The sequence below is a fragment of the Rufibacter sp. XAAS-G3-1 genome (assembly GCF_013623775.1).
In the GTDB taxonomy this organism is placed as follows: domain Bacteria; phylum Bacteroidota; class Bacteroidia; order Cytophagales; family Hymenobacteraceae; genus Nibribacter.
Genome location: NZ_JABFAM010000001.1, coordinates 158,099 through 184,030 on the forward strand (window position 1 = coordinate 158,099; position 25,932 = coordinate 184,030).

The following is a 25,932-nucleotide window of genomic DNA, read 5'->3' on the forward strand; positions in this document are numbered from 1 at the left end:
TCTTTGACCAATTTTAGTTACAAGGTGTACCCGTAGTACGAATACGTTGGCAATTCTTAGAGCATGCTTAAACTTTGAATTGGTAAGCAAAAATGGCAAACGCAGGTTCTTGCTCTGGCCATTTGCAGCACAAGGGACAAAGTTCAACCATGCTCTTAACCGGAAATCAACTGTTGCAGCACCTCCAGCACGCCGTTCTCGCGGTTGCTTTTGGCTCTAAACCGGGCCGCTTCTTTGATGTCTGGGTGGGCGTTTTCCATGGCGTAGCTGTAGTGGGCTTTCTGGATCATCTTCAGGTCATTGAGGTAATCACCGAAGATCATGGTCTGCTCTGGCGTGATGTTGAATTTCTGCTGGATCACCTCCATGGCCCTGCCTTTGTTGGCCTGTTGGTCGCTGATGTCCAGCCATATTTTACCTGAAACGGTGATCTGCAGATGCTCCCTTTCTTCCCGGAAGTGGAGATTGCTGCTTTCTTCTACGCCCGCCAGTTCACAGAGGGCTATCTTCAGGAACTGGTCATCTTCTACCTGCAGCAGGTCGTCTACCACTTCCACGGCATCATAGTACAGCTTTACCTGATCCATAAACGCGGGGTGGGTATTCTCTACGTAGGCAGATTTCTTTCCGCAGAGCACAATGTACACCCCCGGTATGCTCCGGGCTTTCTGCAGGGCCTTTTTGGCCATGGTTGGGTCTAACGCCTGCACCAGGAGTTCCTCGCCCTGCGCCACCACGTAGCTGCCGTTTTCGGCCAGGAAAATGAGTTCGTCTTTGATGGGGGCAAACAGGTTCACCAGGTTGTAGTACTGCCTCCCGCTGGCGGCGGCAAACAGAATCCCCTTTTCTTTGAGGGACTGGTACACCGGGTAAAAATCTGAGGGTAGGCGGTGTTGGGGGTCTAGCAAGGTGCCGTCCATGTCAGTGGCCACCAGCTTTATGTCTGAAAAATCCATAGTTGTTCGTTCTTTGGCTACGCCGATGTATTCGGCTGGCCGTAAGGCGGGTGATACCGCTTTGCTTTTGTGAAAGCTGTGCTAAAAGTACAACGTAAAGAAGGGAATGAAAGCCTGTTTTTAACCTGGTTTTCTGAAAACAAGCCTAAAACGGGCTTTTCTCTGGGGCAGATTTAGTGCCTACGCGTCTACACCTCCTGTAGAAGGAACACCCGAAAGGTAGACCCTTGGCCTTTTTCGCTGTCTACCTCAATTTTACCGCCTGCATTGTCTACCATCCGTTTCACCATGTAGAGCCCAATGCCGGAACCCTCTACGTGATCATGGAAGCGCCGGAACATAGAAAAAAGTTTCTCCTGCTGGGCAGCACTTAACCCCAGTCCGTTGTCTTGTACCGTGAGCACCAGGTATTCTGCCTCTTGGTGACAGCTTACCTTTATCTCTGGTTTGCGGTCTGGGTGGTGGTATTTGAGGGCGTTTGAAAGCAGGTTGTACACAATGCTGCGCAGGTTTTTCTCAGAAAAGGGAATCTGCGGGCAGTTGCGCACGGCAACCTCTATCTGTGCCCCCACTTTCTGGATGCCCTGCTCCATGTCCAGCATTACCTCCTGTACCGTTTGCTCCAGACTCACCAGTTTGGTCTCAGAGAGATGGTCTTTCTGCAGTTTGGTGATCTCAGTGAGGTGGTCAATGGTCTTTCTGAAGCGGTCTATGGCTCCCTTGATCATCTGCAGAATGCTCTTTATTTCTGGCGCTTGGAGGCTTTCCTGCGGCAACTCCAGCAATAGTTCTTCCATGAGCATTTCTATGTTGGAGATAGGCGCTTTTAAGTCATGGGAGGCCGTGTAGATGAAGTTGTCCAGGTCTGCGTTGGTGTGCGTGAGTTGCTGGTTGGCCATCCGTAACTCTTCATTGGCCGTGGCCAGTTCTTCGGCGATGGCTTTGGCCTCATGCTCGCTTTGCTGCAGGGCCAGACGGGCTTCTACCTGCTCGGTCACATCGGTGACCAGGGTGTAGAAACCCTCTATCTGGCCGTTCTGGACATCTGGCACGTAACTGGTCTGGATGTGTTTTATGAACCCGTCTTTGTACGGCATGGTTGCCTCAAAGTCCAGTTGCTGCCCGGCCAGGGCGCGGTCAATGTAGCCTTTCACGTTTTGGTAGGCTTTTTCGCCGATTACGTCTAAAACAGGGCGGCCTAATAAACTTTCGGCCTTGAAGGGAAACCAGGTTTCATACGCCTTGTTGGCGAAGCGGTATTTCTCTTCCTTGTCCAGGTACCCGATGAGGACGGGCAAAGAATCTGTGATGAGCTGAAGTTGCCGGGCACTTGCCTCTACGGCCCTGCGGGCCTTTACCTGCTCGGTCACTTCAAACGCCAGCACCAGAATGCCGTCTATCTGGCCCAGCTCATTGTAGCGGGCCTGCTGTATGTACTTGAAATAGCGGTCTTCCAGCACACCGTCCTGGGGGCGGGCCAGCGGAATGAACATCTCTTGCTCTTCATGGGTTATCCCGGTCTCGTACACCCTCCTGAATGTCTCGTACACGGTATTGTCTGCAATCTCGGGCAGGGCCTCCAAGATAGGTTTGCCCAGCAACTCCCTACCGGGGAACAACTGCTGGTAGATGGGGTTGACCAGTTCAAACACCATGGTGGGGCCGTCTAAGATGCAGATGGCCGCCGGGGCATCCATGAACAAACGTTCCAGTCTTATCTTTTGCTTTTCGGCTCCGGCCTGGGCTTGCTGCAGGGCGGTTGTCCTGCGCGCTACCCGCTCCTCCAGCTCCTGGTTCAGGGTCTGCAGCACCTCGGCGCTCTTCTCGGCCACCCGGCGCGCCAGCACAAAATCGGTCACATCCAGCGCGAAAATCAGGATTCCGTTTACCTGTCCCTGGGCGTCATAGAGAGCCTGGTAAATGAAACTCCAGTAAATGTCTTCCAGCGGCTGGCCTTCAGACCGGTACATGGGCACCAGAACCTCTTTCCCCTCAAACGTTTCCCCGGTGGCGTACACTTTCCGGATGATGTCATCAATGGGTTGGTTCTTCAGTTCAGGGAGGGCTTCAAACAGGGGCAGGCCTTGTAATTGCCTCCCCGGGAAAAGCTGCTGGTATGCTTTATTGACCACCCCAAACACCAGTTGGGGGCCTTCCAACATGGCTAAGGCGGCGGGTGCCTGCTCAAAAAGCCGCTCCAGGCGTATGCGTTGCTGATCGGCCTGGGCCAGGGCATCTTGTTCCCGTTCCTGGCTTTCTTGCAGCTGGCGCTTGGCTTTTTCCCTTTCGGTGACATTGGCGGTTTCATGGATAATACACGTGATGGCTCCTCCCTCACCTAGTACGGGCGTGTGGATGGTACTCCAGTAGCGCTCCAGAAATTCACCCGCGCAAGTTGGGTCAGGAATGTCATAGCGAATAACGTCCAGTTTATGCGGCTGGCCGGTAGCAAGCACCTGTTCTATAGAAGCGAATATGCCACTGGTGGAGGAGCCGGCCGCCCCCTTCAAATTATCTGGGAAAACGTCAAATATATGCTTGCCCATGATCTCTTCCCGTGCCGTGAGGGTTTCTTCCAGATAGGCGTCTGTGGCCCCCTGGATGGTCAGGTCTGGCTCAAGAAGCAGGATGAGCCTGGGTTGGGCTTCAAAGATTCTCTGAAAAGGCAGATTACTTTCTCTGGCGGCGTCCTCTTGGCAGAAGGAGGTATGATTGGTCATGTAGTTGTTGGGGATTACACGTTGAGAATGTCCGCTATACGTGTTGCCGCAGGCCATGATCACTCCAAGTAAGCAATTATACTGATTTCGGTAGTCCTTTAAAAGGAATGCTTTCCTTTGCTTCCCGTTGACGGGTTTTATCCTTCTTTTCCCGCGTTTTCCTGGTGTTTTCTGAAAATGGGCCAAAAGCTTTGTTGATTCCTTAAAACCGGCTAGAGGCAAAAAAGGTTGGCTTTCTCTCTTTCAAGAAAAGACGCACTTGTATTTATCTAAAGCGAACTTTATTGGTGCCTTTCTGCGCTTCGGCTTCTGTCTCTGGGACTGGCTTCTATTGAGAGATTAGTGGGTGCACGCCTTATGCTGTTCCGTGGCTTGTCTGCTTTTGCGTGGACATCTCTTTTGTGCACGCCTTTTGTTTTTGCTGGCGTGGTGACGGACTGATGCGGAGCCCTTATGCTTGGTTTTTGCATAGCTGCCCTCCGTGCGCTCACGGCCGCGATGCCCCGTCTTCCCCTCTCGCACTGCCCTTTCGGCCTGTGAGGTCTGTCTCTCTTAGTAGATGCCTGTCTAGGGCCAAAAGCGAGGCGCGCTCTGGGAAGACTGGAACTGGGAAAAGTAAGTAAGACCCCTTTTTTCTATGGCACTATGGTGCGGATTTACTTCCGTGACTTTCGATAATGCTTCAATAAGTCACGGAAGTAAATCTGCGCCATAAAGAAGAAGGCGTATTCCCCTCTTGGGAGCTAATCTTGTAGGGAAAAAACAAGAAGTGCCAGTAGGTGAAATGGATCGGGTTTTAGCGGACAACTCCAAAATCAAAAGGAGCCTCCGCTTTTCATCCGTCCTGTCCCCCGACAGGACGGAAGAAAAGCGTTCAAGCCTGCCATTCAAATACTTTGGCTTGTCAGGGGACAAGCCAGGGAAAGATCTTCTTTTTTTCTACAAGATGAGCCTGGAAGGAGTTGGGGTGGGTTTTACGCTTCACCATCTCCTTCTAAGGCGCATACATCATGCAATTGGGAGATTTAATAAGGTTGGGGAACAGTCATTTCTTTTCACCGTTTGGTCAATCTGTTTGAGAGCCACTTTACAGAAAAAAGGCAAAAAACACAGTCAGCGTGGCAACGTATTCACCTGACGTTTTTTTAGAAATAAAAAGGAGCTTCTCAGCTTGAGGAAGCAACCATCTTGTGTATCGCTCGTTTGAAAGGGGCATCACAAACCAGGAACTTAACTGAGGTAAATATGAAAAAGATAACATTTTTAGCCGCCTTGTTTTTAGCCGCAGGATTTCAGCTAAACACTGCCCAGGCTTCTGACCACCCCTTGAAAGACAACAGGCTGGTACAAGATACTACGCAAACCAATAAAGCGCGTGCCAAGCAAGGGGCGCAGCAGGTAGGCCAGGGAGCCAAATCTGTTGGGAAAGGCACCAAGAACTTAGCCGTAAGCGGTACCAAAGCCACTGCCAAAGGTGCTAAGAAAGCCGGGAAAGCGGTAAAAAACACCACCAAGAAAGGGGCTAAAAAAGTAGAAGAGAAAGTTGACTAATTTCCTCCGCTTTTACTTTAAAGAAGAGCCTTCCGCTAGAAACGGAAGGCTCTTCTTTTGTGGGTTGCCGTTGCAGCAAAAACATGCTTTTTTGCCTGAGAATACCAGCAGTCTGTTTTAGGCCACTTTTATGGAAAACAGGCCTAAAACCATTATTGGATCTTTGGTTTTAGGCCTTTGAAGGAGATGGTGGATAGCAAAACCCGTACGCATTCCGTCCCCCTTTGAAGCTCATCTTGTAGGGAAAAAACAGTAGCCATTTCAATGAAAAAAAGCGCTTTCTACCCTTCCCGCTCTTTCAGATTTATCAATCCCGAACAGCAACGTTCGTAAAAGTTTCCTACAAGATGAGCTTTGAAGGGGGTAGAATGAGCCCAGAAGAGGAATCCTTTAACTTGAACCCTGTTCCGCCCCAACTCCAGGGCGAACTTATCAGCCAATAATGGATAAAACAAACTCCCCCGACTTCTTACTTTTCTGCCGTTGTCATGGGAATTTCCTGAACGGGCATGAGCACAAATTCCTGGATTCGCCAGCTCAGGTTTTCCACCTCCTGGCTTACCTGTTCTATCCGGCTCACCAACTCTTGCTCTGACGCTGGCACCACAAAGCCTTCGCCCAGGTAAATGTGCCCTTCTTCCCGCATTCTGAACGCGAATTCCTTTATCCACTCCTGTTTCTTCAGCAGTTCGTTCACTTGTTGAAGCAAAGGGTCATCCTGCTGATTTTCTACTTTCTTGGGGCTTTCGCTCATCAAATCAAACACGGCCTGTTTCAGGTTGGTGTAGCCGTCTTTGATGATGTCCAGGGAGATGAGCAGGGCGGCCACCGCATCGGCCCACCACCAGCCCAGGCCAATGCCCGCAATGCCCAGGATGGCGGCGGCGGCGGTCATCCAGTCGGCTTTGTTCATGGCCGCATCAGTATAGAGGTTTTTCTCGTGCAGCTTTATCGCCAGAGGTAGTTTCATGCGGCCCAGAATAAGGGCCGGAAAGGTTCCGTACAGCATTACCGCCATCATGAGGTACCCCAGCCAAACCTCGTGCCCAAAAATCACTTTGATACCAATGGTGGCGTGTTCCTGTTTGACAAGCGTGGTGGCCGAATCGAAGATGAGGAAGGCGCCCACTGAAAACAGGGCCACGGCGCTGCACAGATAGGCAATACTCACCACCCGATGGTAGCCGTACGGGAAGTTTTTGTTGGGCGCCTTATGGAACACCCGCGAGGCGATGAGAAACGAAACTGCCGGGGTTAAACTCAGCATGTCTTCAAACCAAGCCGTTTTCATGGCCTGTGAGTTGCCCATGGTCAAATACACCAGCAAGGCGGTGGAGAGTAGATAAGCCACGGTGATCCACTCCAGTTTCTTCGCTTTCGCATAGTCTGGCTGTAACTCCTCTGGGTACTCAAATCTATCAATTGGTTTCATGGCTTTAAGCGGGTTTCCAGGGTGGATTGTTGCTGGTGCAGGAATTTTTCCAGCTTCACCAGAAAGGCGTTCTCCCCTTTGATCACGCAGAATACGTGTTTCTTTTTCCCCACCTGGGCATAAGGTCGGGTAAAGGCGATCTTGTTTCTCCAGGGGCTGTCTTCCGTGATGCCCGCAATGACCAGGTGCAGTTTGTTTTTCTCCAGGTTCTCCAGCAGATTCTGCTCTGTGTCATTCTGCCATTGAATGGTGGCGTTAATGCTTTTGGCGAACGCTTTCACCAGATCTGGCTCACTACCGGTTGGCCCGCCGGGCCCTTTCACCACCCACGGCGGATTTTCTGAATACCCAACGTGGAGGGTTCCGTTGGTGACCTGCTCCAGCGTTTTCTCGGGGTCTTTCGGGAATTGGCCGCAGCCGGATAGCAGGAGAAGAAATACAGGAAGAAAAAAGAGTTGTTTGATGTGCGATGGCATCATGGATTGGCAGGTAAGGTTTGGAGCATGGTCTGAAGTTACCCTTCAAACTTTTTCACGTCCTTTTAAACATTTCCGTGAAGTTGCTGTTAGTACGCGCGCCCTCCTGATTGGTTATTGAAGGGAAAGTTCTTTCGCTCTTCTCCCATATTGGGCGCAACCTTCGCCTCTCCTGTTGAAACCAATTTTCCCTGAGGGGTGATTTTGGAATGAATGGCAGAATGAAGGGGTAATCCTTAGTGGTGGCCCTTAGAGCTTGTTTACATTTGAGGTTTGCTGGCTCAACTAACCAGAGAAAGGTTCTGCGGAAGCGTTTTTTGAGCCGCGTAGCAGCGCTACGGTGCGAGAAAAAGGTGAACGCAGGTTCTTTTTATGGTCGTTTGTAGCGCAAAGATGAAATTTAAACATGCTCTTACAGGTTTCCGGTGCAACGGTAATGATTGAGGCTATTTCAAACAGAGAAAAGATAATTGGTCATTACTTATGGCCTGCCCCAAGAACGGCCAAGGGCAACCCCAAGGGAATTGCCCCTACTTTTAACGCCACACGGCACCTTAAAACAGAAAACCGCAGCTCTCCCTTTTCTATCAGGAAAGCCGCGGCTTTACAAACAAACAAACAAACAACAAAAGCTTTTACCGCAGCCCCGCCCGTTTTGCGGCTAATTTCACAGAAAGCACGGCAAACGAGATCACGCTCAGGGTACTTACCGGCATGAGAATAGCGGAGACAATAGGCGTAAATTCTCCCATCACCGCCATGGTCAGACCAATGATGTTATAGATAAAGGAGACCCCAAAGGCAGCCAGAATCAGGCGCAGACTGGTCTGGGAAAACCGGATGTACTGGGCCAGACGTTCTAAATGCTTCGCATCTAAGATACCATCGCAGGAAGGGGAGAAACCGGTCACGTTATCGGTGAGGGCCAGGCCAACGTCGCTTTGGCGCAAGGCCCCCGCATCGTTCAGGCCATCGCCTACCATGATGGGAGATTGGCCTTTTTCCTTCAGGGACGTGATGTACTCCAGTTTCTGCATGGGCGATTGGTTGAACCGAAGCTCGGCCTCTGGCCCGAAGAGTTCGCGCAGGCGCGGGGCCTCGCTGTCATTATCGCCGGAGAGCACCGCCAGCTTTTTGGTTTTGGCCAGCTCCTGCACCAGTTCTTTTAACCCTTTGCGGTACACGTTCTGGAACATATAATAGCCCCGCACTTGCTCGTCTAACGCAATGAACACGCGGGTTTGTTTGGTGTTCTGCCCTTCCTCAAAAACCGCAGATACCCACGCAGCAGAACCAACTTTTACAAACGTATCTCCTACCACCCCTTCCAGCCCGGCACCGGGTTTCTCCAGAAAATGGAGCACGGGTTGCGGCTTGCCCTCCAGATGCGTGTACAACCGCTGGCTTAGCGGGTGGGTGGAGTGTTTCAAAACAGAGCGCACCAATTGCTCTTCGGCTTCAGACAAGGCGTGGCCCACAAAGGAAATGGCCGCCGCGCTAGGCTCGGTTAAGGTGCCGGTTTTGTCAAACACCACGGTATCGGCCTTGGCCATGGCTTCTACCACGCCGCTGTTCTTGAGGTAAAACTTCTGCTTCCCGAAAATGCGCAGGGTGGCTCCCAGGGTGAACGGCGTGGCCAAGGATAACGCACACGGGCAGGCAATCACCAGCACCGAGGTAAAGGCTTTCACGGCCATGTCAGAATCGCGCGGAATCCAGTACCAGAGCGCCCCGGCCGCAATGAGCAAGGTCACTGACAGGAAGTACTTGCCTACGGCGTTGGCGTAGTTCTCTACGGTCTGCTTTTCTTCTTTCTTGAAGTTGACGTGGTTCCAGAGTTGGGTCAGGTAACCCTGCGACACCTCTTTCACCACCTCCAGTTCAATGCCTTCGCCCAGCTGCCTTCCGCCCGCGTAGATCACTTCCCCGGCCACCCGCACCACCGGCACAGATTCTCCGGTCACAAAGCTATAGTCAATGTTAGCGGAACCACGCAGCAGAATAGAGTCGGCGGGAATGAGTTCCTGGTTTCTAACCAAAATACGCTGGCCCTTTTGCAGTTCTTTCACCGAGGTAGGCGTTTCCTGCCCGTTTTTCAGAACGGAGACCGAAATCGGGAAATACGAGGTGTACTCGCGGTCGAAGGCCAGGGAGTCATAGGTGCGGCGCTGCACGTACTTGCCAATCAGCATGAAGAACACCAGGCCGGTGAACGAATCCAGGAAGCCGGGGCCGCGCCCGGTGGCAATGTCATAGATGCTCACGCAGAATAGAGAAAGCAACCCAATGGCGATAGGCAGATCCAGGTTGATCATGCGCTGCTGCAAGCCTTGCCAGGCACTGGTGAAGAAACCGCGCGCGCTGTACAGAAACACCGGCAAGGCCAGCAATACGTTGAGCCAGCCAAAGAACCGCCCAAACTGGTACTGCAACCCGCCGAAGTACTCGGGAAAACTCAGCAGCATCACGTTACTGAAACAGAAGCCGGCCAAGCCCAGCTTGTAGTAAATGGAGCGGTCTTTCTTGGGCGCGGGCGCTTCCATGTCTGCCAGCGTAATCTGGGGCTCGTAGCCGATGTGGGCCATCAGCTCCACCACCTGCGCCAGCGTGGTCACGCCGTGTTCAAAGGTGACGGCCGCTTCTTTGCGCAGGAAATTCACGTGCACATCGGTTACCCCGGCGTTGAGGCGGTTCAGGTTCTCCAGAAGCCAGATGCAGGAACTACAGTGCATCTGCGGAATATGGAACGTGATTTTGCTAACTTTATCGTTCTGGAAATCCAGCAACTGCTGCTGTACTTTGGCATCGTTCAGGTACACGAAACGCGCCGAGGCAATAGGGTCTTTCACCGAGATGCCGGGGCGATTGTCTAGGGTATAATAAGTGCAGAGATCGTTCTCGGCCAATAGTTCATACACCACCTTGCAGCCTTCGCAGCAGAACTCCTTCTCATCAAAGTGAATAGGCGTATTGGCGCATTCATCGCCGCAATGGTAGCAGGTGTGGACGTCGGTCTCTAGATGTGCGGTCTGGAGCATAACTTTTCTTTTTAGTCTATACAAAAGTACCGCCCGCCCCGCCTCTGGAACATGACAATAATCACCGTCTTTGATGACCCTACTCATGCGGGTTGCCGCCTCCAATGCTGAGTTTGGTTTCACCAAAGACATTGACAACGGCGGCCAGGTCTGAGTCTTGCGTTCTGAGTAATCAGGAAACTAAGCGCAGCAAAGGGGTATAAACAAGCCCGTTTTGAGCTTATTTTCTGGAAAACAGCCCAAAAAGGCGAAGGACTTCCAACGTTTCAGCAAAGTACCATAGAAGGGCGAAGATCGTTTTACGCCTACTTTGGGGAAAATAGGCGCGAAACGACTTTACCCCGTCCAAGCTTCTGTGTAAGCCTGAAGCCGGGTTCCCTGACAGGGCTTTTCTCTTGGCCGGCTGTTTCACACGTGCCTTCCTCCCGCGTTCCCCTGAGCCTCGGCAAAGCCGATGCCGTTCTTTTCAAAACCGGTGTAAATACCTAATTGTCAGTTGGTAACAAAGCCATCCATTCTAAAAGCGTTAGTCCAATAAGCTCTACATCAGCTAAAGGGGCCTGTAAAAAGATAAAACGAGATGAAAAAAGGTTTGAAAATCACCTTACTGCTCCTGTTGCTTCTGGTGGTGCTGGGAGGGGTGATCATTGTCACCACCCCCACTAAAAAGTTGATTTCTTTCCTGGCCCCGGAAATTGACAATATTCGCGTGACCGATACCCGCATCAATGAGGAAACCGCCACCATGAACGTGCTCATGGATGTGAAACCGTCCTTCGTGTCCACTTTTGTAGACAGCATGGTGTATGATTTCAAGCTGTACAACACCAGCGTGGCGCACGGACAGAAGAGTTTTGAACGCGACGCGAACCAGCAGAAACAAACCATCAAGTTCCCCATGACCATGAACCACCACAAGACCCGCGAACTGGTGCGGCGTCAGGTGAAGGAAGGGGAAAAAGTACAGGCGCACATGGAGGCTTACGCCGATGTGCCGCTCTTTGGCCGGCAGAAGTTTGACATAAACGAAGACCTGGACATGCTCATTCCGGCCCTACCCGGGGCCACCGTTCCCAACCTGAAGATCACCGATTTCGGCCTGGATGAAATGGAAATGGTCATGACCATGACCCTGGACAACCCCAACCACTTCGACTTCTACATCCGGGACATGAAGATGACGCTCAATTTCCCCGAGAAGATGAGCTCCGTAGGCGGCACCGTGAAAGACTATCTGGTGAAAGCCCGTAGTGTGACCCCCATCAATATTTCGGCAGGCTCAGATGTGAAGAAACCCCTGAAAACCACCTTCAAAACCCTCCCCGGGGGGCAGGTTTGGCAGTACAACATGAAAATCTACATGGTGCTGGAGCCTAAAAGCGATGTAGTGGGCACCATTCACATGGATGCGGTGAAAACCGGTGAGATCAACGTGGTGCAGCAAGTCAAGAAGATTCTGAACACTAAAAAGGAAGAGAAAAAAGCGGAGAAGAAAGAAGAGAAGCAGCAGAATGAAAGCAGATGAAGTGGTGATGAAGCTAGTTTGATTAGTGTTAAGTGCATGCAGTTTGCTTTTGCTGGCGTGGCGGCTGGTTGATGCGAAGCCCTTATGCTTGGTTGTTGCATAGCTGCCCTTCGTGCGCTCACGGCCGCGGGGCCCCGTCTTCCCCTCTCGCATTGCCCTTTCGGCCTGAGAAGTCTGTCTCTCTTAGTTCCTGCCTTTCTATGGCCAAAAGCGAGGCGCGCTCGGGAAAGACTGGAACTGGGGAAAGTAATGGAAGAGTAGTAGTTGGTGGTTAGTATACCCAATCCCGCTCTTCCGGAGTTCCACTCCGGAAGCAACCTGCCGGGGAGTTCTACTCCCCTTCTTTTGCAACACCTGCCCGTGGTTCCCGGCGGAGTAGAACTCCGCAGCAGACAGGTTCGGGAGTAGAACTCCCGAACAGCAAGGCCTTAAGTTTCAGAGTATATTCCCCTTCCATAGCAGATACTCCCCCTTTGAAGGGGGAAGGGGGATGTTTACACCTGCCGATCCACGTATTGCTAAATTTTCTTATAATGAACCTGTTTAGAGTTTTCATTAACAAGCTTTAAAGCAATTCCTGTGGGGCAAGTGCCCGCTTTTACTGTCGTTTTTAGGCTATTTTTATGAAAATAGGCCAAAAACAAGAGGGTTGTCTGTACACTGCCGCAGGCATCGGCTTGTACCTTCGTTTTAGGGCTATTTCTATGAAAACAGGTGTAAAACTCCAAACAGCTTCAATGCCACCCACTCAAAAGACCTCGTAGCGTTTGAAAGACCTGCGAGCGTCTGTGCCATTCCCGCATCCTCTTCTCTGTGTAAAGTCATAGACCCTCACTCCGCTATTTCCAGCTTATACCCCCGGCCGTGTACGGTGGTAATCTTGACTGATGAATCTGGCTGGAGATACTTGCGCAGGCGCGAGATGAACACATCAAGGCTGCGGCCTACAAAGTAGCCATCATCTTGCCAGAGGCGCTGTAGAATTTCCTCCCGGCGGAGTAATTGGTGCGGGTGTTGCACAAAGAGCCGGAGGAGTTCGGCCTCCCTATCTGTGAGGGTGTGGGTTTGGCCGCCCACGTGCAGCAGCAGGTTTTTAAATTCTAAGGAGGAAGCACCAAATGAAAGAATTTCAGCCGGGTCTAACACTGGTTTTGATGGAGCAACTTCCGGCTCACGGGCCGTACGGCGCAGGATGGCTTTTACGCGGTACACCAGTTCTTCCAGCCCGAAGGGTTTGGTCAGGTAATCATCGCAGCCCAGTTCAAAGCCTTGCAGACGGTCGGCTTTCAGGGCTTTGGCGGTCAGGAACATGAAAGGCACGGGCACGTTGCGCTGCCGCAGTTCCTGCGCCACTGAAAATCCGTCCAGTTTGGGCAACATCACATCCAGCACGCACAAATCAAAGGTGCTTTGGGCTAACGCCGAAAGTCCGGCCTCGCCGTCTGCGCAGAGCGTGACGTGGTAACCGGCCGTTTCCAGGCTGTCTTGCAGCAGGAAGCCAAGGTTGGGGTCGTCTTCAACAAGTAAAATGCGCGCCATAGCTCTAAGATACAAGAATAAAGTCTGCGATGGCTTTTTCCTGTCCGTTTATAATCAGCGGCACTATATGTGGGCCCAAGGGGTATTTGCGGGTGGTAATGGGCTTGAAACTCTGCTTACGAATAATGGTGGTTTCTTCGGCTGGAGGCATAAAACTGAGGTGAATAAACGTCGGTAGTCCTAGAAAAGCAATGATTCCACTCGCTCGCGCCCCGCGAGTGTGAGATACCTCCGGCGGCCCGCCGCTTTACATAGGTCTTGCAGCGGCCAGAGGCTGCGAGTATCCTGTTCTAAAGTACAGAGACAGCATTACTTTTACTAGGACTATCGAAACGTCTTTAAGGAGCGTACGCATGCGAAAAAAGCTTGGTGCGTTTAAAGGCTAATTTCTGAAAAAGCCGCCAGAAACGCTCACCTCCTATTTCCCACTAAACAAATCGAGCGCCCTCAGTACTTAGTCCAAGGACGCTCGATTTGCTTCTATTTTCTTCCGCTTACTTAGTCATTCAAGGATTCAAACCACGGCAAAACGTCCAGCATCATGGGTTCTATGCTGGTGCGGTGCGTGCCTCCGGGTATGGGCGTCAAGGTAACATTTGTTGCCCCGGCCGCCCGGAACTGGTTGTAGGTGGTCACCGATGTCTGGTAGAAAACCGCTTCGTCTTCGGTACCGTGGTAAAGCCGGGTAGGGCTGGCGGGTTTCCAATCCAGAAGGCTGTTGTTGGCAATGGCCTGGCGTAGAACGGGCTCGCCCGATGGAATGCTCAGGTTCGCATAGAAGGTTGGGTTGAACAGGGCGGCCGGAGCGGTAGTGAGTTGACTGTTGATTTCTTCCCTCCTTTTGGTTCCGTCTAACAAACCAGGGATTCTACCGGCGTACGGTTGTTGGAAAAAATCAGTCCAGGGACGGTTCCATCCGTAGGTGACATTGTAGCTGTTCAGGATCAAGGGCAGGAAAGACGGTTCTACGTAGGTGGGTACCGTGGCAAGGGTACTGAGCATGCCTCCTATATCATAGCCTCCGGCTCCGGCTGCCACGGCGGTAATGTCCAGGTCATGGCTTGGATCAGCTTCTATCTCTTTCTGGGCGGCCAGCGTCACGTAGCCTCCTTCAGAATACCCAATCAGAAACAGATTGTCATTGGTTTCCACCTGTTCGCGTTCCAGGTAATATTTGGCGGCTTTCAGCATGTCCACCACCGCCGAGGCCGAATGTTCTTCATCGTAATAAGGGTGCACAATGTCTTTGGTGGTGCCGTACCCAATAAAGTCAGGAATGACGGTAACGTACCCCACCGCGCCCAAGATTTCAAAACCTGAGAAGCCTTGCGGAAAGTTTGAGGGTGCTTCGCTGTCATGGAAAATGGTGCCGTGCTGGGCACTCACCAGGGCGGGAGGCGAGGGCATGTTCTGCGGAATACACAGCAAACCAGAGGCCTGTACGGTGCTGCCTTTATACGTGGTGTTGTAGACGAACCTATACACCTCAATGTCATAGTCTATGTACGAAACAAACCTGGCAAAACCAGCGGCGGTAGCGTAGACTTGCAAGGCCGATCTGGGAACTTTGGCCACTGAGGTGGCGGAGACAAAATACTCGCTCCCGGCTGGCTGCGGTTCCTCATCATCTGAGAAATCGCAACTGGTAAAGACAAACAGCGCCAGCACTACCCAGCAAAAATTTAGTAGGTTCTTTTTCATAGCATTTCCTTTAAAATAACATCATACGTGAGCTAGCCTCACCGCCTTGACAATCAAGGTATTGATAATTCAAACCAAATAAAAGCACACTATGTAACCTTAACTTTGGTTAGGAATCATCTCATAGGAACAAGAGGGCAGCGCCTTCCAGAAACTTCCTTTTTGTGGGGCTTTTAAACAATTCACTCCATTCTCCTGTAAAGATGCTGCCCTACACATTCCTTGCTCTTCCAGATTTACCAATCCCGTACAGCGGCACAAGTACACCAGTAGAAACATCTCCTCCTAGGAGGGGCAGGTAAACGGGAGCCATACCTTTGCCCAGCTTTTGTGATGCGCAACTTGAGTTGATTATCTAGCCCACGAAACAGAAGCCGGTTTATGCTTGCTCCTTTTCGTTTTCTTGGGGAGTGTCAGAAGTAGCATCAACGCTGGTTTCCTCTTGTGTGGGTGAAACTGAGGTTTCTTCCACAGCTGGGGTATTAGTAGACGGATCAGAAATCTCCACCTTCACCAGCACGACCGCATCTGGAGTGGCAGACGTGTCTTTGGCAGAATTTGAAGGCTGTTTTTTACTGGCTTGCGAACTCTGGTTGATGGTCTCTATAGCGGCCTGGGCTTCTTTTCCTATCGCAGATTTGGCCGCTTCCGTAAGCTTTGCCTCAGCTTTATTTTTTTTCCTGCTACTGACATAGGAGGCAATGAGGGCGGTCACCAACTCCGTTACCATCTCGGCGCCGTGATGTTTTACCGCTTTTTTCAACCGCATGGTAAGGCCCTTGCCAAGGGTGTTCTTTTCCTCGGCGTTGGACTTGTCTTTCTTTTTCTTCTTGGTAGATTTCTTTCCCATTCCCTCGGCTTTAATGGTTCCTTTTCTTCTACCTGTGTTTCACTTGAATTGTTTGACTGCCCTGCCTTTAACCTCGCCCTCAAATCTTCAATCAAGTAACAATAAGTTAACATAGCAGCAGAAATGGTAATAATTGCATCATATTTACCTTGAGCGGAAAAGGTAAATTCACTTTCTAAATGATGGGATATGAAGGTGGTGAAACAGAATACCTTGCTAACGGACTTGAAGCCTCTGATGACGGAGGTGAAAGTGATTACCGGCGGTTACCTGACCGATGTCCAAACGATTATCTGCCAGCGCATGGAGCTGTTAGGCGTCCCCGCCGTAGACCAGGCAGTAGAGTTTTACGCCACTGAAAAAGACCACGTGATTGCCATCCATTACGCCCGAAGGTTAGATTTACAGAAATCTATCTGCGCCATTGACTATTTCCCAGACCATACCCTGCAGGATGTAAGCAAAGTCTCTGACAAGATCATGGAGGTGCTGCGAAAATAGCCTACTTTCCCCAAAACGGCCCTAAAACACAATTCCTAGTTCACCGGTAACACCAACCGGAAACAGGTTCCCTGCTGCCCGGTGCTCTCTACGGTCACCTGCCCGTGGTGCGCGTCCATAATCGTCTTTACATAACTCAACCCCAGCCCGAAGCCTTTCACGTTGTGCACATTGCCGGTGGGTACGCGGTAGAACTTATCGAACAGAAATTTCTGAAACTCCTGCTTAATGCCCACGCCTTTGTCGCGGATGCTGATTGAGATGCCTTGCTCCGTGTCTCGGGTGCTCACTTCAATCTCAGGTGCCTGCGGCGAATATTTTTCGGCATTGTCCAACAGACTGTAAAGGGCGTTGGCCAGGTGCAGACCATCGGCGTGGATGAGCGGTTTGGTGGCTTGCAGGTCTAGCCGTAAGTGGCCGGCGCGTTGCTGCAAACGGGGCGTCAGGTTCTGACCCGTCTCCTGCAAAAGGGCGTGCAGGTCTACGGGTTCTTTTTTCAGGGCCAATTCCCGGTTTTCTAGGGTAGCCATCTGTAGCACCCGCTCTACCTGCGCCCGCAGACGTTCGTTCTCAGAATGAATTAAATCATGGTAGCGGGTCAGCCGGTCGGGGGAAAGTGTTTCGGCCCGCTTGCGGAGCACTTCGCTGGCCAGCCTTATGTTGGTGATGGGGGTCTGCAGCTCGTGGGTGAGATTGTTAATAAAATCGGTTTTCAGCTCAGACAGGCGTTTTTCGCGCAAGATCTGAAACATGGTATAGGCGAAGAACAGCACCACCAGCCCCAGCGCCCCCGTAGAATACCACCAGAATTCCATCTCCTTTAAGATAAACGACGTCTTCCCCGGAAACACCACCGCCAGGTTGTACAACGGCACCGCTCCCACTTGCTCATGCCGAATAACGGGCGTTTTCACAGAAGTAGCCGCTTTCTGCGGAGCCGCCATGTATTGCCCAAACATAAGCGTATCATCCAGGCTGTTATATATCCCAAACTCGTAGCGTTCCTGCAGTTGCCGCTTGGCTAGTTCCTCCTGCAAAAGTTTACTCGCCTCAGCGGGGTCTACGGGCGCATTCAGTTCGGCCAGAAAGAAGTTGGAGGCTACCTGCTTTATCGGCTTCGCCGAGGTGGGCGCGACTTTTCCGCTTTTGGAAAGCAATTGGTCAGAGACATTGGTCAGGGCTACCTGCACGCTGTGGTTGAAGGCGCGTTCCTGGGCACTGTAGGCTTTGTTGAGCCACACCAACTGCACGCTCAACAAGGCGACCAACGCCACACACGCCAGCACCAGAATAACTTGAATCTTTTGACGGCTCATGGGGCTAAAGTAAGCAATTTCTGCCTCTCTAGTAATGCGTTAACATCTCATTAACATCTTTTTACAAACCGTTAACCTAGGTGCATGACCAGAGCCGGTATGTTTGCAAAGCACACCAAAGCACCTCCGCCATGAGCCTGAAAACCTTTCAAACCAATTCCTTCAAAACAGCAACCGCTCCCACTCCTGCTGCTCCGTTCCTGTTCACCCAACGTCAGTTTTTCTGGCTTTTCGCGGGGATGGGCACCATTGCGCTTGGGTTTATCCTGATGGCTTCAGACCCTACCCCGCAGGGCTATGGGTTTCTGGGCTTAACGCTGGGGCCTTTGTTGGTGGTGTTGGGATTAATGCTCCCGTTTTTTGGCATTTTTCTGAAAAACAGCCCTAAAACAGCAAAGAATATTTCTCCCCGCTGGCGTACTTTTCTGCGTTGGAACACCCTTCTGGGTTGGTTTACGGGTTTACTGGCCCTGTTGGTGTACGTGCTTACGCTGGAGCCTACCACCAGCTTCTGGGATACCGGCGAGTTCATTGCGGCGGCGTATAAATTGCAGGTACCGCACCCGCCGGGGGCTCCGCTGTTTCTGCTCATTGGTAGGTTGTTTACGCTGTTGAGTTTGGGCGAGGTGACCAAGGTAGCCTGGTGGATGAACTTCCTCTCGGCGGTGAGCAGCGCGGGTACGGTTCTGTTTCTGTTCTGGAGCATCACGTTACTGGCCCAACGGCTTTTGCCCTTCTCGGCCGAAGGCCCCTCTCCCGCCCAATGCCTCTTGCTGCTGGCCAGCGGAGCCGTGGGTGCCTTGGCTTTTGCGTTCACAGATTCGTTCTGGTTTAGCGCGGTGGAGGCCGAGGTCTACGGCATGTCCTCGTTCTTCACGGCCATTGTGGTGTGGGCCGCCCTCAAGTGGCAAGCCCAGGACAATCATCCGGAAGCGGACCGCTGGCTTTTGTGTCTGGCCTACTTGGTGGGGCTTTCCATTGGCGTGCACTTGCTCAATCTGGTGGCGTTGCCCGCTATTGCGTTATTGGTGTATTTTCAGAAATACAGGCCAAAAATGAAGGGAGTTTTTCTGGCTTTAGGTATTGGCGGGGCCTTGGTGCTGGCGGTAATGGAAGGCGTGATTACGGGTTTGCCCACGGTAGCGGGTGCGGTGGAGGTGTTCTTTGTCAACAGCATCGGCTTGCCGTATGGGGCAGGTGCGGTTTTCTTTCTGCTGGGCCTCGCGGCGGCTATTGCGTACGGACTGCGCTGGGCGAAAAAAACCGGACGCGTGCGGTGGCACAACGCCTTGGTAGCTTTTGTGCTGGTCTTGATGGGTTATTCGTCTTACCTCATGGTGCCCATCCGCTCCGGTTACAACCCGCCCATTGACGAGAACAACCCCGAAAACCTGCTGTCTTTTGTGAGTTATCTTAAGCGCGAACAGTACGGTAGCAGGCCGCTGCTGTACGGGCCGCAGTTCAACGCGCAGGCGCAGCGCTATGAAAAAGGGGCTCCCATTTACGCTCCGCAGAACGGTGAATACGCAGTGGTGGATTACAAATATGACGTGGGGTACGAGGACAAAGAAAAAACGCTGCTCCCGCGCCTGTACTCAGACCAACCGGTGCATTTGCGGGCGTACCAGAACTGGGTAAACGTGCAGCCAGGGCAGAAACCGAGCTTTAGCCAGAACCTGAGTTTCCTGTGGCACTACCAACTCAACCACATGTACTGGCGTTACTTCGGGTGGAATTTCATTGGTCGCCAAAGCGATGTGCCACACGCCGGGGTGTTGTGGCCGTGGGAGAAAAAGAGCGAAGTTCCCTCACCCATCGCCCAAAGCAAAGCCCGTAACCAGTTTTTTCTTTTACCGCTGCTGCTGGGCGTTTTAGGGCTGTTTTTTCAATTCCGGCGCAAAAACGCCGATGGTTGGGTGGTATTGCTGCTGTTTTTCTTCACCGGCATCGCCATTGTATTGTACCTAAACCAGCCGCCCGTTGAACCCCGCGAGCGGGACTACACCTTTGCCGGCTCCTACTACGCTTTCAGCATCTGGATTGGCTTGGGAGTGCTTGGCCTAGCCGAATTCCTGCGCCGCCTGCTCAAAGCAGAGCTTCCGGCGGCAATCTTGGCTACGGTGCTGGCGCTTTCTGTCCCCGTTCTGCTCTTCGCCGAAGGCTACGATGACCACAACCGTTCCAACCGTTACCATGCGCTGGACTCAGCGAAGAACCTACTCAGTTCGGTAGCGCCCAACGCCATCCTGTTCACCAACGGCGACAATGACACGTTCCCGCTGTGGTACGCGCAGGAAGTAGAAGGTTTCCGGACGGATGTGCGCGTGCTGGTCATGCCCTACCTCAACACCGACTGGTACATTGAACAGGCCCGCCGCCGAGTGAACACCTCCGCACCCTTGCCCGGCACCTTGCCCGTTTCGCAGTACGCCTTCAGCGCCAACAATTATCTGCCTTACGTGCCTACTCCCAGCGTGCAGGACAGCGGCATGGACTTAAACCAATACCTGAACCTCCTGAAACAGAACCACCCGGCCCTACAGGTGCAAACGCAGGACGGCCGCACCTTGAACGCTCTTCCTACCAAGAAGCTGAGTTTGCCGGTTCACAAAAACACAGTCTTGCAGAACGGCACCGTCTCCCCAGAACGGGCGAACCAAGTAGCAGAGGCAATGACCTGGGAACTACAAGCCGGGGCGCTGGAGAAAAAACACTTGTTCCTGCTTGACGTGATTGCCTCCAACCACTGGCAACGCCCCCTCTACTTCTCCAGTACCGGCGCGGAAACCTCAGAACTTGGTTTGCAGCCCTTCCTACAACTGGAGGGCCAAGCCCTGCGCCTGGTTCCCATCCGCAACCCAGATACGCAGTCAGAAGCCTACGTTGACCGGCCGCGTACCCAGGAAAACCTGTTGCACCAGTTTCACTACACCGGCCTGACCAACCCCCACCAGCCCTACGAAGAGAATTTTGTGACCCAGGTTGTGCCCGTGTACCGCCGCAACTTCGCAGCACTGGCCACCGCCCATTTGCAGGCTGGTGATGTCCCCCAAGCGCAAAAAGTACTGAAAGCCTGCTTCACCTTGCTGCCTGATATAGGCGCCCCGCACAACTTTGAAAGCGTAGCCTTGGTTCTGCCCCTGGCACAGGCGGGCCTCACCAAGGAAGCAAAGGAACTCACGCAATTGTTATCCCAGCGCTTTGATGCCCAACTCAGGTATTACGCCACACAACCCGCCTATTTTGAGCGAGAAAGGCAGTTGAATTTATATGGTTTGCAGAACTTGGTGCAAGTGGCCCAAGCTGCTGGGTTACCGGAAGCAAAAAGCCACGGGAGATGAGACGGGGGCCTTGGGGGTGATCCAGGTAGACGCTGGGTAGGGTACTCACGCCCATTCGCTCCACCAGCTGGAACTCCTCCTGGGTTTGGCGGTAAATCTCATTGGTTTCAAAGACGGCCAGAAACAGGTTTTCGGGAATCCCGAAGGGGCGTACCACTTCTACCAGTACGTGGGTGTTGGTGATATCCCGGCCACCGGCGTAGAAGGCCGAATGGAGGGCGCGCAGGTCTTCCAGGGAGAGGCCGGGCCGAAGGTGGCGGACGGTGAGCAAGGCCCGGCAAGCGGGTTCTGTGTCGTAGATGGCATCTTGCCGGAGGAAGAAGCTGTAGTCAAACGGCAAGTGTGATTTGCCCTGGGCCCGGTGCCAACTCACGGCTATTTTGTCTTTTTCAGCCGACGCCAGAGGACTCTGCGCATACGGGTTGAGGCTCCCCACCAGCACCTGTACAGACAGCCTGCCCACCCACAGTGCCTTCAACCTTCTGATGACGGGCGTAAACCCGTAACACCAGGCGCACATAGGGTCGGTGACATACAACAGAAGCAGATTTTCGGGTGGCGTTGGCACAAGCGTTCCTCAATGGTCTCTTCTGTTAAGCGAAAACCAAGGCCGAAAGGTTTGCTCCGGCCGCCCAATAAGACCTGCGCAAACGCTGACCTGGACATGTCGTTTCGGGGCTGTTTTTTCTAAAACGGGGCTAAAACACTACTGGTGGTAAATCATTTTCACGGTCATGCCGCCGTCAATGATCAGGCTCTGGCCCGTGATGAACCCCGCTTTGTCTGAGCAGAGGAAAAGAGCGGCTTCGGCAATGTCCTCGGGGGTGCCTACGCGGCCTACCGGGTGCTGTTCCTGGTCTTCTTTGCGGTGGTGGGGTTCTGATTTTTTACTTTCCTGCTGCCAGGGGCCGGTCTCAATCCAGCCGGGGGCAATCGCGTTCACCCGAATGCGCTGGGTTGACAGACTGATGGCCAGAGAATGCGTGAGCGCTTCCAATCCGCCTTTGGCGGCGGTATAACCGAACGTATCTGGCTCAGATAGGAAGGCGCGGGTAGAGGTGATGTTGAGAATAGTGGGGTTGGTGCCTTTCTCCAGCAGCGGCAGGGCGTATTTGGCGCACAGAAACGGCCCGCGCAGGTTCACGGCCAGCACCTGGTCAAACTCCTCCACGCGCAGTTGGCCCAAGGGCTTGCGGGCCGGCGAGGCAATACCGGCGTTGTTGATGAGCACATCCAGGCGGCCATGTTGCTGCCGCACCTTGTTCATGAGCTGTTGCACCTGTTCTTCCTTGCTCACATCGCAGGGCATGAAATCTACCGTAAGGTTCTGTTTCTGGAGCCACGCCATGGCCTCTGCCCCGGCATCCCAGTCAAGGTCGGTGATGACCACCTGGGCTTTCTCCAGCGCGAACGCCTGCGCCAGTCCCCGGCCAATGCCCTGGGCGCCGCCGGTGATCAGGATGATTTTAGAGGTGTAATAGTTCTGCATGTGACTGGGGATAGGATCAAAAGCCGTAGAAGGCGTGAAGAAGCTTGCTTTCTCTTTCCAAATTTACCTAACGCGGGCCAATAACTCCTACCTTTTCTCATCAGGCCCGTTAAAAACGTAGGTGCAGACATTGTTTCTAACGCTAAGGATAACAGACCCTATGAAAACAACTTCTATCTGGCGGCAAGATGCCGATCATACGACGTACCCTCAGCTACAGGGCTCGCTGGTGGCCGATGCGGTCATTATTGGAGGAGGCATCACGGGCATCACCACGGCCCACCTGCTGGCTTCGGCCGGAAAACGGGTGGTGGTACTGGAGGCTCTAAAAGTGGCCGAAAGCACCACCGGCTATTCCACCGGAAACCTGTATGCCCCCGTGGGGGAATACCTGCACCAGCTCAAAGCCAAATACGACCAGGAAACGGTGAACGCCTTAACCGCCTCGCGCCGCGCCGCCATCAACCTGATAGAAAGCCTGGTGCAACGCTATTCCATAGACTGCCATTTCAAGCGGGTTCCGTTTTATTTTCTAACTGAGCATCCAGCGGAAGATTCGTGTATCAAAGATGAATTTGAGACGGCGCTGGCCGCCGGGTTGCCCGCCCATTTTGACACCTCTTCGCCCCTGCCGTACCCCATCAGCTCTGCGCTGCGGCTAGATGGCCAGGCCCAGTTCAACCCCATGGCGTACGTGAAAGAACTGGCGGCCCACACCTCGGGCCCCAACTGCCTCATTTTTGAGAACAGCAAAGTACTGAAGGTAGACGAAGGGAAAACCCACGTGGTACACACCCAGCACGGGAAAGTACGGGCCCGGCAGGTGGTGCACGCCACCCATACCCCCAAAGGCATCTGGTTTCTGCACACGCTCCTGGGCCCGTACCGCGAATACGCCTTGGCCGTTTCCCTGAACTCCTTACCGCCCGAGGGTACTTTTTGGGCTTACCATGCCATGCACCACCACTCCCTGCGCCCGTACACCAATGACCAGGGCGAGCATTTCCTGCTCATCTTAGGCGAATCGCACAAAGTGGGGCACAAAGAAGACAATGAGGAGAATTTCCGGAAACTGGAGGAATACGTGCGCGAGCGTTTTGATGTGAAAGCCGTGGAATACCGCTGGGCCGCCCAGCAATACAAACCCGCCGACAGTCTGCCGTACATCGGGCGCAAGCACAGTGGCTCCGAGATCTACGTGGCCACCGGTTTTGAAGCCGACGGGCTGACCTACGGCACCTTGTCGGCCATGATCCTGAGCGACCTCATGCTGGGCAAAGAAAACCAGTGGGCCGAGATGTACTCCCCCACCCGACACCAACCGTTGAAAGCGGCGCCTAAATTCATCAAGGAGAACGTAGACGTGATGGTGCAGTACCTCAAAGACCTGCCCTACCGCAGCCAGGTGGAAGAACTCGCCGATATCTCATCCGGGGAAGGCAAGAACATTGAGCTGGACGGCAAAAACTACGGCGCGTACCGCGATGATACCGGCAAACTGCACGTGGTCTCGGCGGTGTGTACGCACATGGCCTGCCTGGTACACTTCAACAAAGCCGAGAAAAGCTGGGACTGTCCCTGCCACGGCAGCCGCTTCGACGTAGACGGCCGCGTACTGGAAGGCCCCGCCTACCTGGATCTTTCCAGAATGCAGGACAAACCCACCACTTCCAACCGCTACAAGAAAATCACGTCTGCCGCCTTCTTCGCCGCCTCGGCCCTGGCCGGTATATACTTCTACCGGAAATATGCGGGTAACAAGAAAAGTAGCAAGTAACGGTTCCAGAATGTGGTTGCCCCTACTTCTGGAAATGGTGGTTTTGGAGCCATTTTTGGAAAAACAGGCACAAAACAAACCCCTGTGTTTTAGGGCTATTTTTCAGAAAATAGCCCTAAAACACAGGGATTCGTTGTAAGAAAATAACTACTTCTTTTTCTTCGGCTTTTTCTTTTTCTTAGTCGCATCCTCAAAGTCATGGATCTCCTTCATCAAGGATTTCAGGTCGGGCTTTACCTCGCTGGAGAAGTCAATGGTGGCGTTGTAGTCCTGTTTCTCAATGTCCAGCACCTTGATGGGCTTGCCCAGGTACTCCTCAATCACGTCCAGGATCGGTTTTTCCTCGGGGCTGCAGAACGACACGGATTTCCCTTTCTGGGTGCCCCGGCCGGTACGGCCTACGCGGTGTACGTAATTTTCGGGCACGTCTGGCAGGTCATAGTTCACCACGTATTCCACGCTGGGGATGTCAATGCCGCGGGAACTCACATCGGTGGCCACCAGCACTTTGACCTCGCCTTTCTTGAAGCGGTTTAAGGCGGCCAACCGGTCTACCTGTTCTTTGTCGCCGTGCAGGGTTTCAGATTTAATCCCCACGCGTTCCATGGCGGCAAACACCCGCTCGGCCCGCACCTTCGTGCGCACGAACACCAGTATTTTGCTGCCCTCGTTTTCCTTGATCACGCGCTCCAGGAAGAACCGTTTGTCGTCCATGCCGATGTAAGCCACCGAGTGGTCCACGTTTTTGGAAACCGGGTCTTTGGGCGAAATCTGGATCCGGATGGGTTTGGTCACCAGCGAATACGCCAGGTCTTTGATGTGCTCATTGATGGTGGCCGAGAAGAACAGTGTCTGCCGCTTGCGGGGCAGGTGCCGCAACACGTCCCTAATGTCTTTGATAAACCCGAGGTCTAGCATGTGGTCGGCCTCGTCCAGAATGAGAATCTCCACGCGCTCCAGCCTGATGTGGCCCTGGCTCACCAGGTCGAACATGCGGCCGGGGGTAGCCACCAACACGTCTATGCCGTCTTCCAGTTTGGAAATCTGCGGGGCCTGCTCCACGCCGCCAAACACAGTCATGGTCTCCACGCGGGTGTGCTTGCCCAGGGTATGGAACACCTCGGTGATCTGGATGGCCAGTTCGCGGGTGGGCACCATCACCAGGCATTTGATACCGTCCTGCCGGGCGTACTGCTTGCGCTCATGCAGCAGGTGCAGCACCGGAATAGCGAAAGCCGCCGTTTTGCCGGTTCCCGTCTGCGCGATAGCCAGCACGTCTTCGCCCTTCAAGATGGGCGGAATGGCCTTGAACTGGATATCGGTGGGTTTCTTAAAGCCCAGTTTGTCCAGGGCTTTCTTGATGGCGGGGTTGATGTGGTAATCTTCGAATTTCATGGAAGCGGTGTTTCGGCCTGCGCCGATGAGACAAGCGGTTTCTCCTTGTACGAGGTACCGGCAGAAACTTCTGCAAAGGTGCGATTTCTTTCTGGCTTTTGCAGGGTGGAGGTGGTGGAGAGGGTGGTGGGTGGGCGTTTTGGGGCTGTTTTTGGGGAAAGAGGCTAAAAACGAAAATGAATACCTATAGTATGATTACTACATAGTATATTCGGCGGATCAGATAAATTTATGTCTATAATCGGCCAGATATCTGCACCCACCCTAAAATCCATATATAAAAACTGTACTTGTGCAGACATCCAAGTGATACCGCTAATGTTAA

18 protein-coding genes and 1 pseudogene are annotated in these 25,932 nt (G+C 52.9%); 5 read left to right on the plus strand and 14 right to left on the minus strand.

Features of this window, described 5'->3' with window-relative positions:
• Nucleotides 1-155: 155 nt before the first annotated feature.
• Entirely contained in the window at nucleotides 156-956 is an 801-nt protein-coding gene (locus HHO50_RS00645; protein WP_181304075.1) for a Cof-type HAD-IIB family hydrolase, read from the minus strand.
• 188 nt (nucleotides 957-1,144) lie between these two features.
• The gene (locus HHO50_RS00650) at nucleotides 1,145-3,676 is read right to left on the minus strand and encodes a PAS domain-containing protein (protein ID WP_181304076.1); all 2,532 of its coding nucleotides are present in this window, start codon (nucleotides 3,674-3,676) and stop codon (nucleotides 1,145-1,147) included.
• 1,245 nt (nucleotides 3,677-4,921) lie between these two features.
• Between HHO50_RS00650 and HHO50_RS00655 the strand changes: the two genes are divergently transcribed.
• Nucleotides 4,922-5,227 (plus strand): hypothetical protein, encoded by a 306-nt coding sequence (locus tag HHO50_RS00655; protein ID WP_181304077.1) that lies wholly within the window; start codon nucleotides 4,922-4,924, stop codon nucleotides 5,225-5,227.
• A 469-nt stretch (nucleotides 5,228-5,696) separates the two neighbouring features.
• On the opposite strand, the gene HHO50_RS00660 is transcribed toward HHO50_RS00655, so the two are convergent.
• The 3 genes from HHO50_RS00660 to HHO50_RS00670 form a co-directional block, all read right to left on the minus strand.
• Nucleotides 5,697-6,659 carry a cation diffusion facilitator family transporter gene (locus tag HHO50_RS00660; protein WP_181304078.1) on the minus strand — a complete coding sequence of 321 codons (963 nt, stop codon included), beginning with the start codon at nucleotides 6,657-6,659 and terminating at the stop codon, nucleotides 5,697-5,699.
• The gene (locus HHO50_RS00665) at nucleotides 6,656-7,138 is read right to left on the minus strand and encodes a transporter substrate-binding domain-containing protein (RefSeq protein WP_219921404.1); all 483 of its coding nucleotides are present in this window, start codon (nucleotides 7,136-7,138) and stop codon (nucleotides 6,656-6,658) included. Before HHO50_RS00665 ends, HHO50_RS00660 begins: the two co-directional genes overlap by 4 nt.
• A 632-nt stretch (nucleotides 7,139-7,770) precedes the next feature.
• The gene (locus tag HHO50_RS00670; protein WP_181304079.1) at nucleotides 7,771-10,173 is read right to left on the minus strand and encodes a heavy metal translocating P-type ATPase metal-binding domain-containing protein; all 2,403 of its coding nucleotides are present in this window, start codon (nucleotides 10,171-10,173) and stop codon (nucleotides 7,771-7,773) included.
• A gap of 580 nt (nucleotides 10,174-10,753) precedes the next feature.
• On the opposite strand from HHO50_RS00670, the gene HHO50_RS00675 reads away from it, so the two are divergent.
• Entirely contained in the window at nucleotides 10,754-11,698 is a 945-nt protein-coding gene (locus HHO50_RS00675) for a hypothetical protein (RefSeq protein ID WP_181304080.1), read from the plus strand.
• A 518-nt stretch (nucleotides 11,699-12,216) separates the two neighbouring features.
• Here HHO50_RS00675 and HHO50_RS00680 read toward each other — a convergent pair.
• The 5 genes from HHO50_RS00680 to HHO50_RS00700 form a co-directional block, all read right to left on the minus strand.
• Nucleotides 12,217-12,426: a hypothetical protein gene (locus HHO50_RS00680; RefSeq protein WP_181304081.1), complete on the minus strand. Its 210-nt coding sequence runs from the start codon at nucleotides 12,424-12,426 to the stop codon at nucleotides 12,217-12,219.
• 103 nt (nucleotides 12,427-12,529) lie between these two features.
• Nucleotides 12,530-13,237, minus strand: coding sequence for a response regulator transcription factor (locus HHO50_RS00685; RefSeq protein ID WP_181304082.1), 708 nt, complete (start codon nucleotides 13,235-13,237; stop codon nucleotides 12,530-12,532).
• Between the two features lie 4 nt (nucleotides 13,238-13,241).
• A complete protein-coding gene (locus tag HHO50_RS00690; protein WP_181304083.1) occupies nucleotides 13,242-13,388 on the minus strand; it encodes a hypothetical protein in 147 nt (48 codons plus the stop codon).
• A gap of 347 nt (nucleotides 13,389-13,735) precedes the next feature.
• Nucleotides 13,736-14,938 carry a S9 family peptidase gene (locus tag HHO50_RS00695; protein ID WP_181304084.1) on the minus strand — a complete coding sequence of 401 codons (1,203 nt, stop codon included), beginning with the start codon at nucleotides 14,936-14,938 and terminating at the stop codon, nucleotides 13,736-13,738.
• A gap of 379 nt (nucleotides 14,939-15,317) precedes the next feature.
• A complete protein-coding gene (locus HHO50_RS00700; RefSeq protein WP_181304085.1) occupies nucleotides 15,318-15,788 on the minus strand; it encodes a hypothetical protein in 471 nt (156 codons plus the stop codon).
• A 189-nt stretch (nucleotides 15,789-15,977) separates the two neighbouring features.
• Here HHO50_RS00700 and HHO50_RS00705 point away from each other — a divergent pair, with 189 nt between their 5' ends.
• The gene (locus tag HHO50_RS00705) at nucleotides 15,978-16,289 is read left to right on the plus strand and encodes a hypothetical protein (protein WP_181304086.1); all 312 of its coding nucleotides are present in this window, start codon (nucleotides 15,978-15,980) and stop codon (nucleotides 16,287-16,289) included.
• 35 nt (nucleotides 16,290-16,324) lie between these two features.
• Here the strand turns inward: HHO50_RS00705 and HHO50_RS00710 are convergent, their stop codons facing one another.
• A complete protein-coding gene (locus tag HHO50_RS00710) occupies nucleotides 16,325-17,605 on the minus strand; it encodes a sensor histidine kinase KdpD (RefSeq protein ID WP_181304087.1) in 1,281 nt (426 codons plus the stop codon).
• 131 nt (nucleotides 17,606-17,736) lie between these two features.
• On the opposite strand from HHO50_RS00710, the pseudogene HHO50_RS21160 reads away from it, so the two are divergent.
• Nucleotides 17,737-18,642: pseudogene (locus HHO50_RS21160) on the plus strand (DUF2723 domain-containing protein); the annotation flags it as partial.
• Between the two features lie 2,176 nt (nucleotides 18,643-20,818).
• Here HHO50_RS21160 and HHO50_RS21165 read toward each other — a convergent pair.
• Complete coding sequence (locus HHO50_RS21165) at nucleotides 20,819-21,514, minus strand: DsbA family protein (RefSeq protein WP_370457506.1); 696 nt, start codon at nucleotides 21,512-21,514, stop codon at nucleotides 20,819-20,821.
• A 138-nt stretch (nucleotides 21,515-21,652) separates the two neighbouring features.
• A complete protein-coding gene (locus HHO50_RS00720; RefSeq protein WP_181304089.1) occupies nucleotides 21,653-22,435 on the minus strand; it encodes an SDR family NAD(P)-dependent oxidoreductase in 783 nt (260 codons plus the stop codon).
• 160 nt (nucleotides 22,436-22,595) lie between these two features.
• Between HHO50_RS00720 and HHO50_RS00725 the strand changes: the two genes are divergently transcribed.
• Nucleotides 22,596-24,212, plus strand: coding sequence for an FAD-dependent oxidoreductase (locus HHO50_RS00725; protein WP_181304090.1), 1,617 nt, complete (start codon nucleotides 22,596-22,598; stop codon nucleotides 24,210-24,212).
• Between the two features lie 147 nt (nucleotides 24,213-24,359).
• On the opposite strand, the gene HHO50_RS00730 is transcribed toward HHO50_RS00725, so the two are convergent.
• Nucleotides 24,360-25,607 (minus strand): DEAD/DEAH box helicase, encoded by a 1,248-nt coding sequence (locus HHO50_RS00730; RefSeq protein ID WP_181304091.1) that lies wholly within the window; start codon nucleotides 25,605-25,607, stop codon nucleotides 24,360-24,362.
• Nucleotides 25,608-25,932 lie beyond the last annotated feature (325 nt).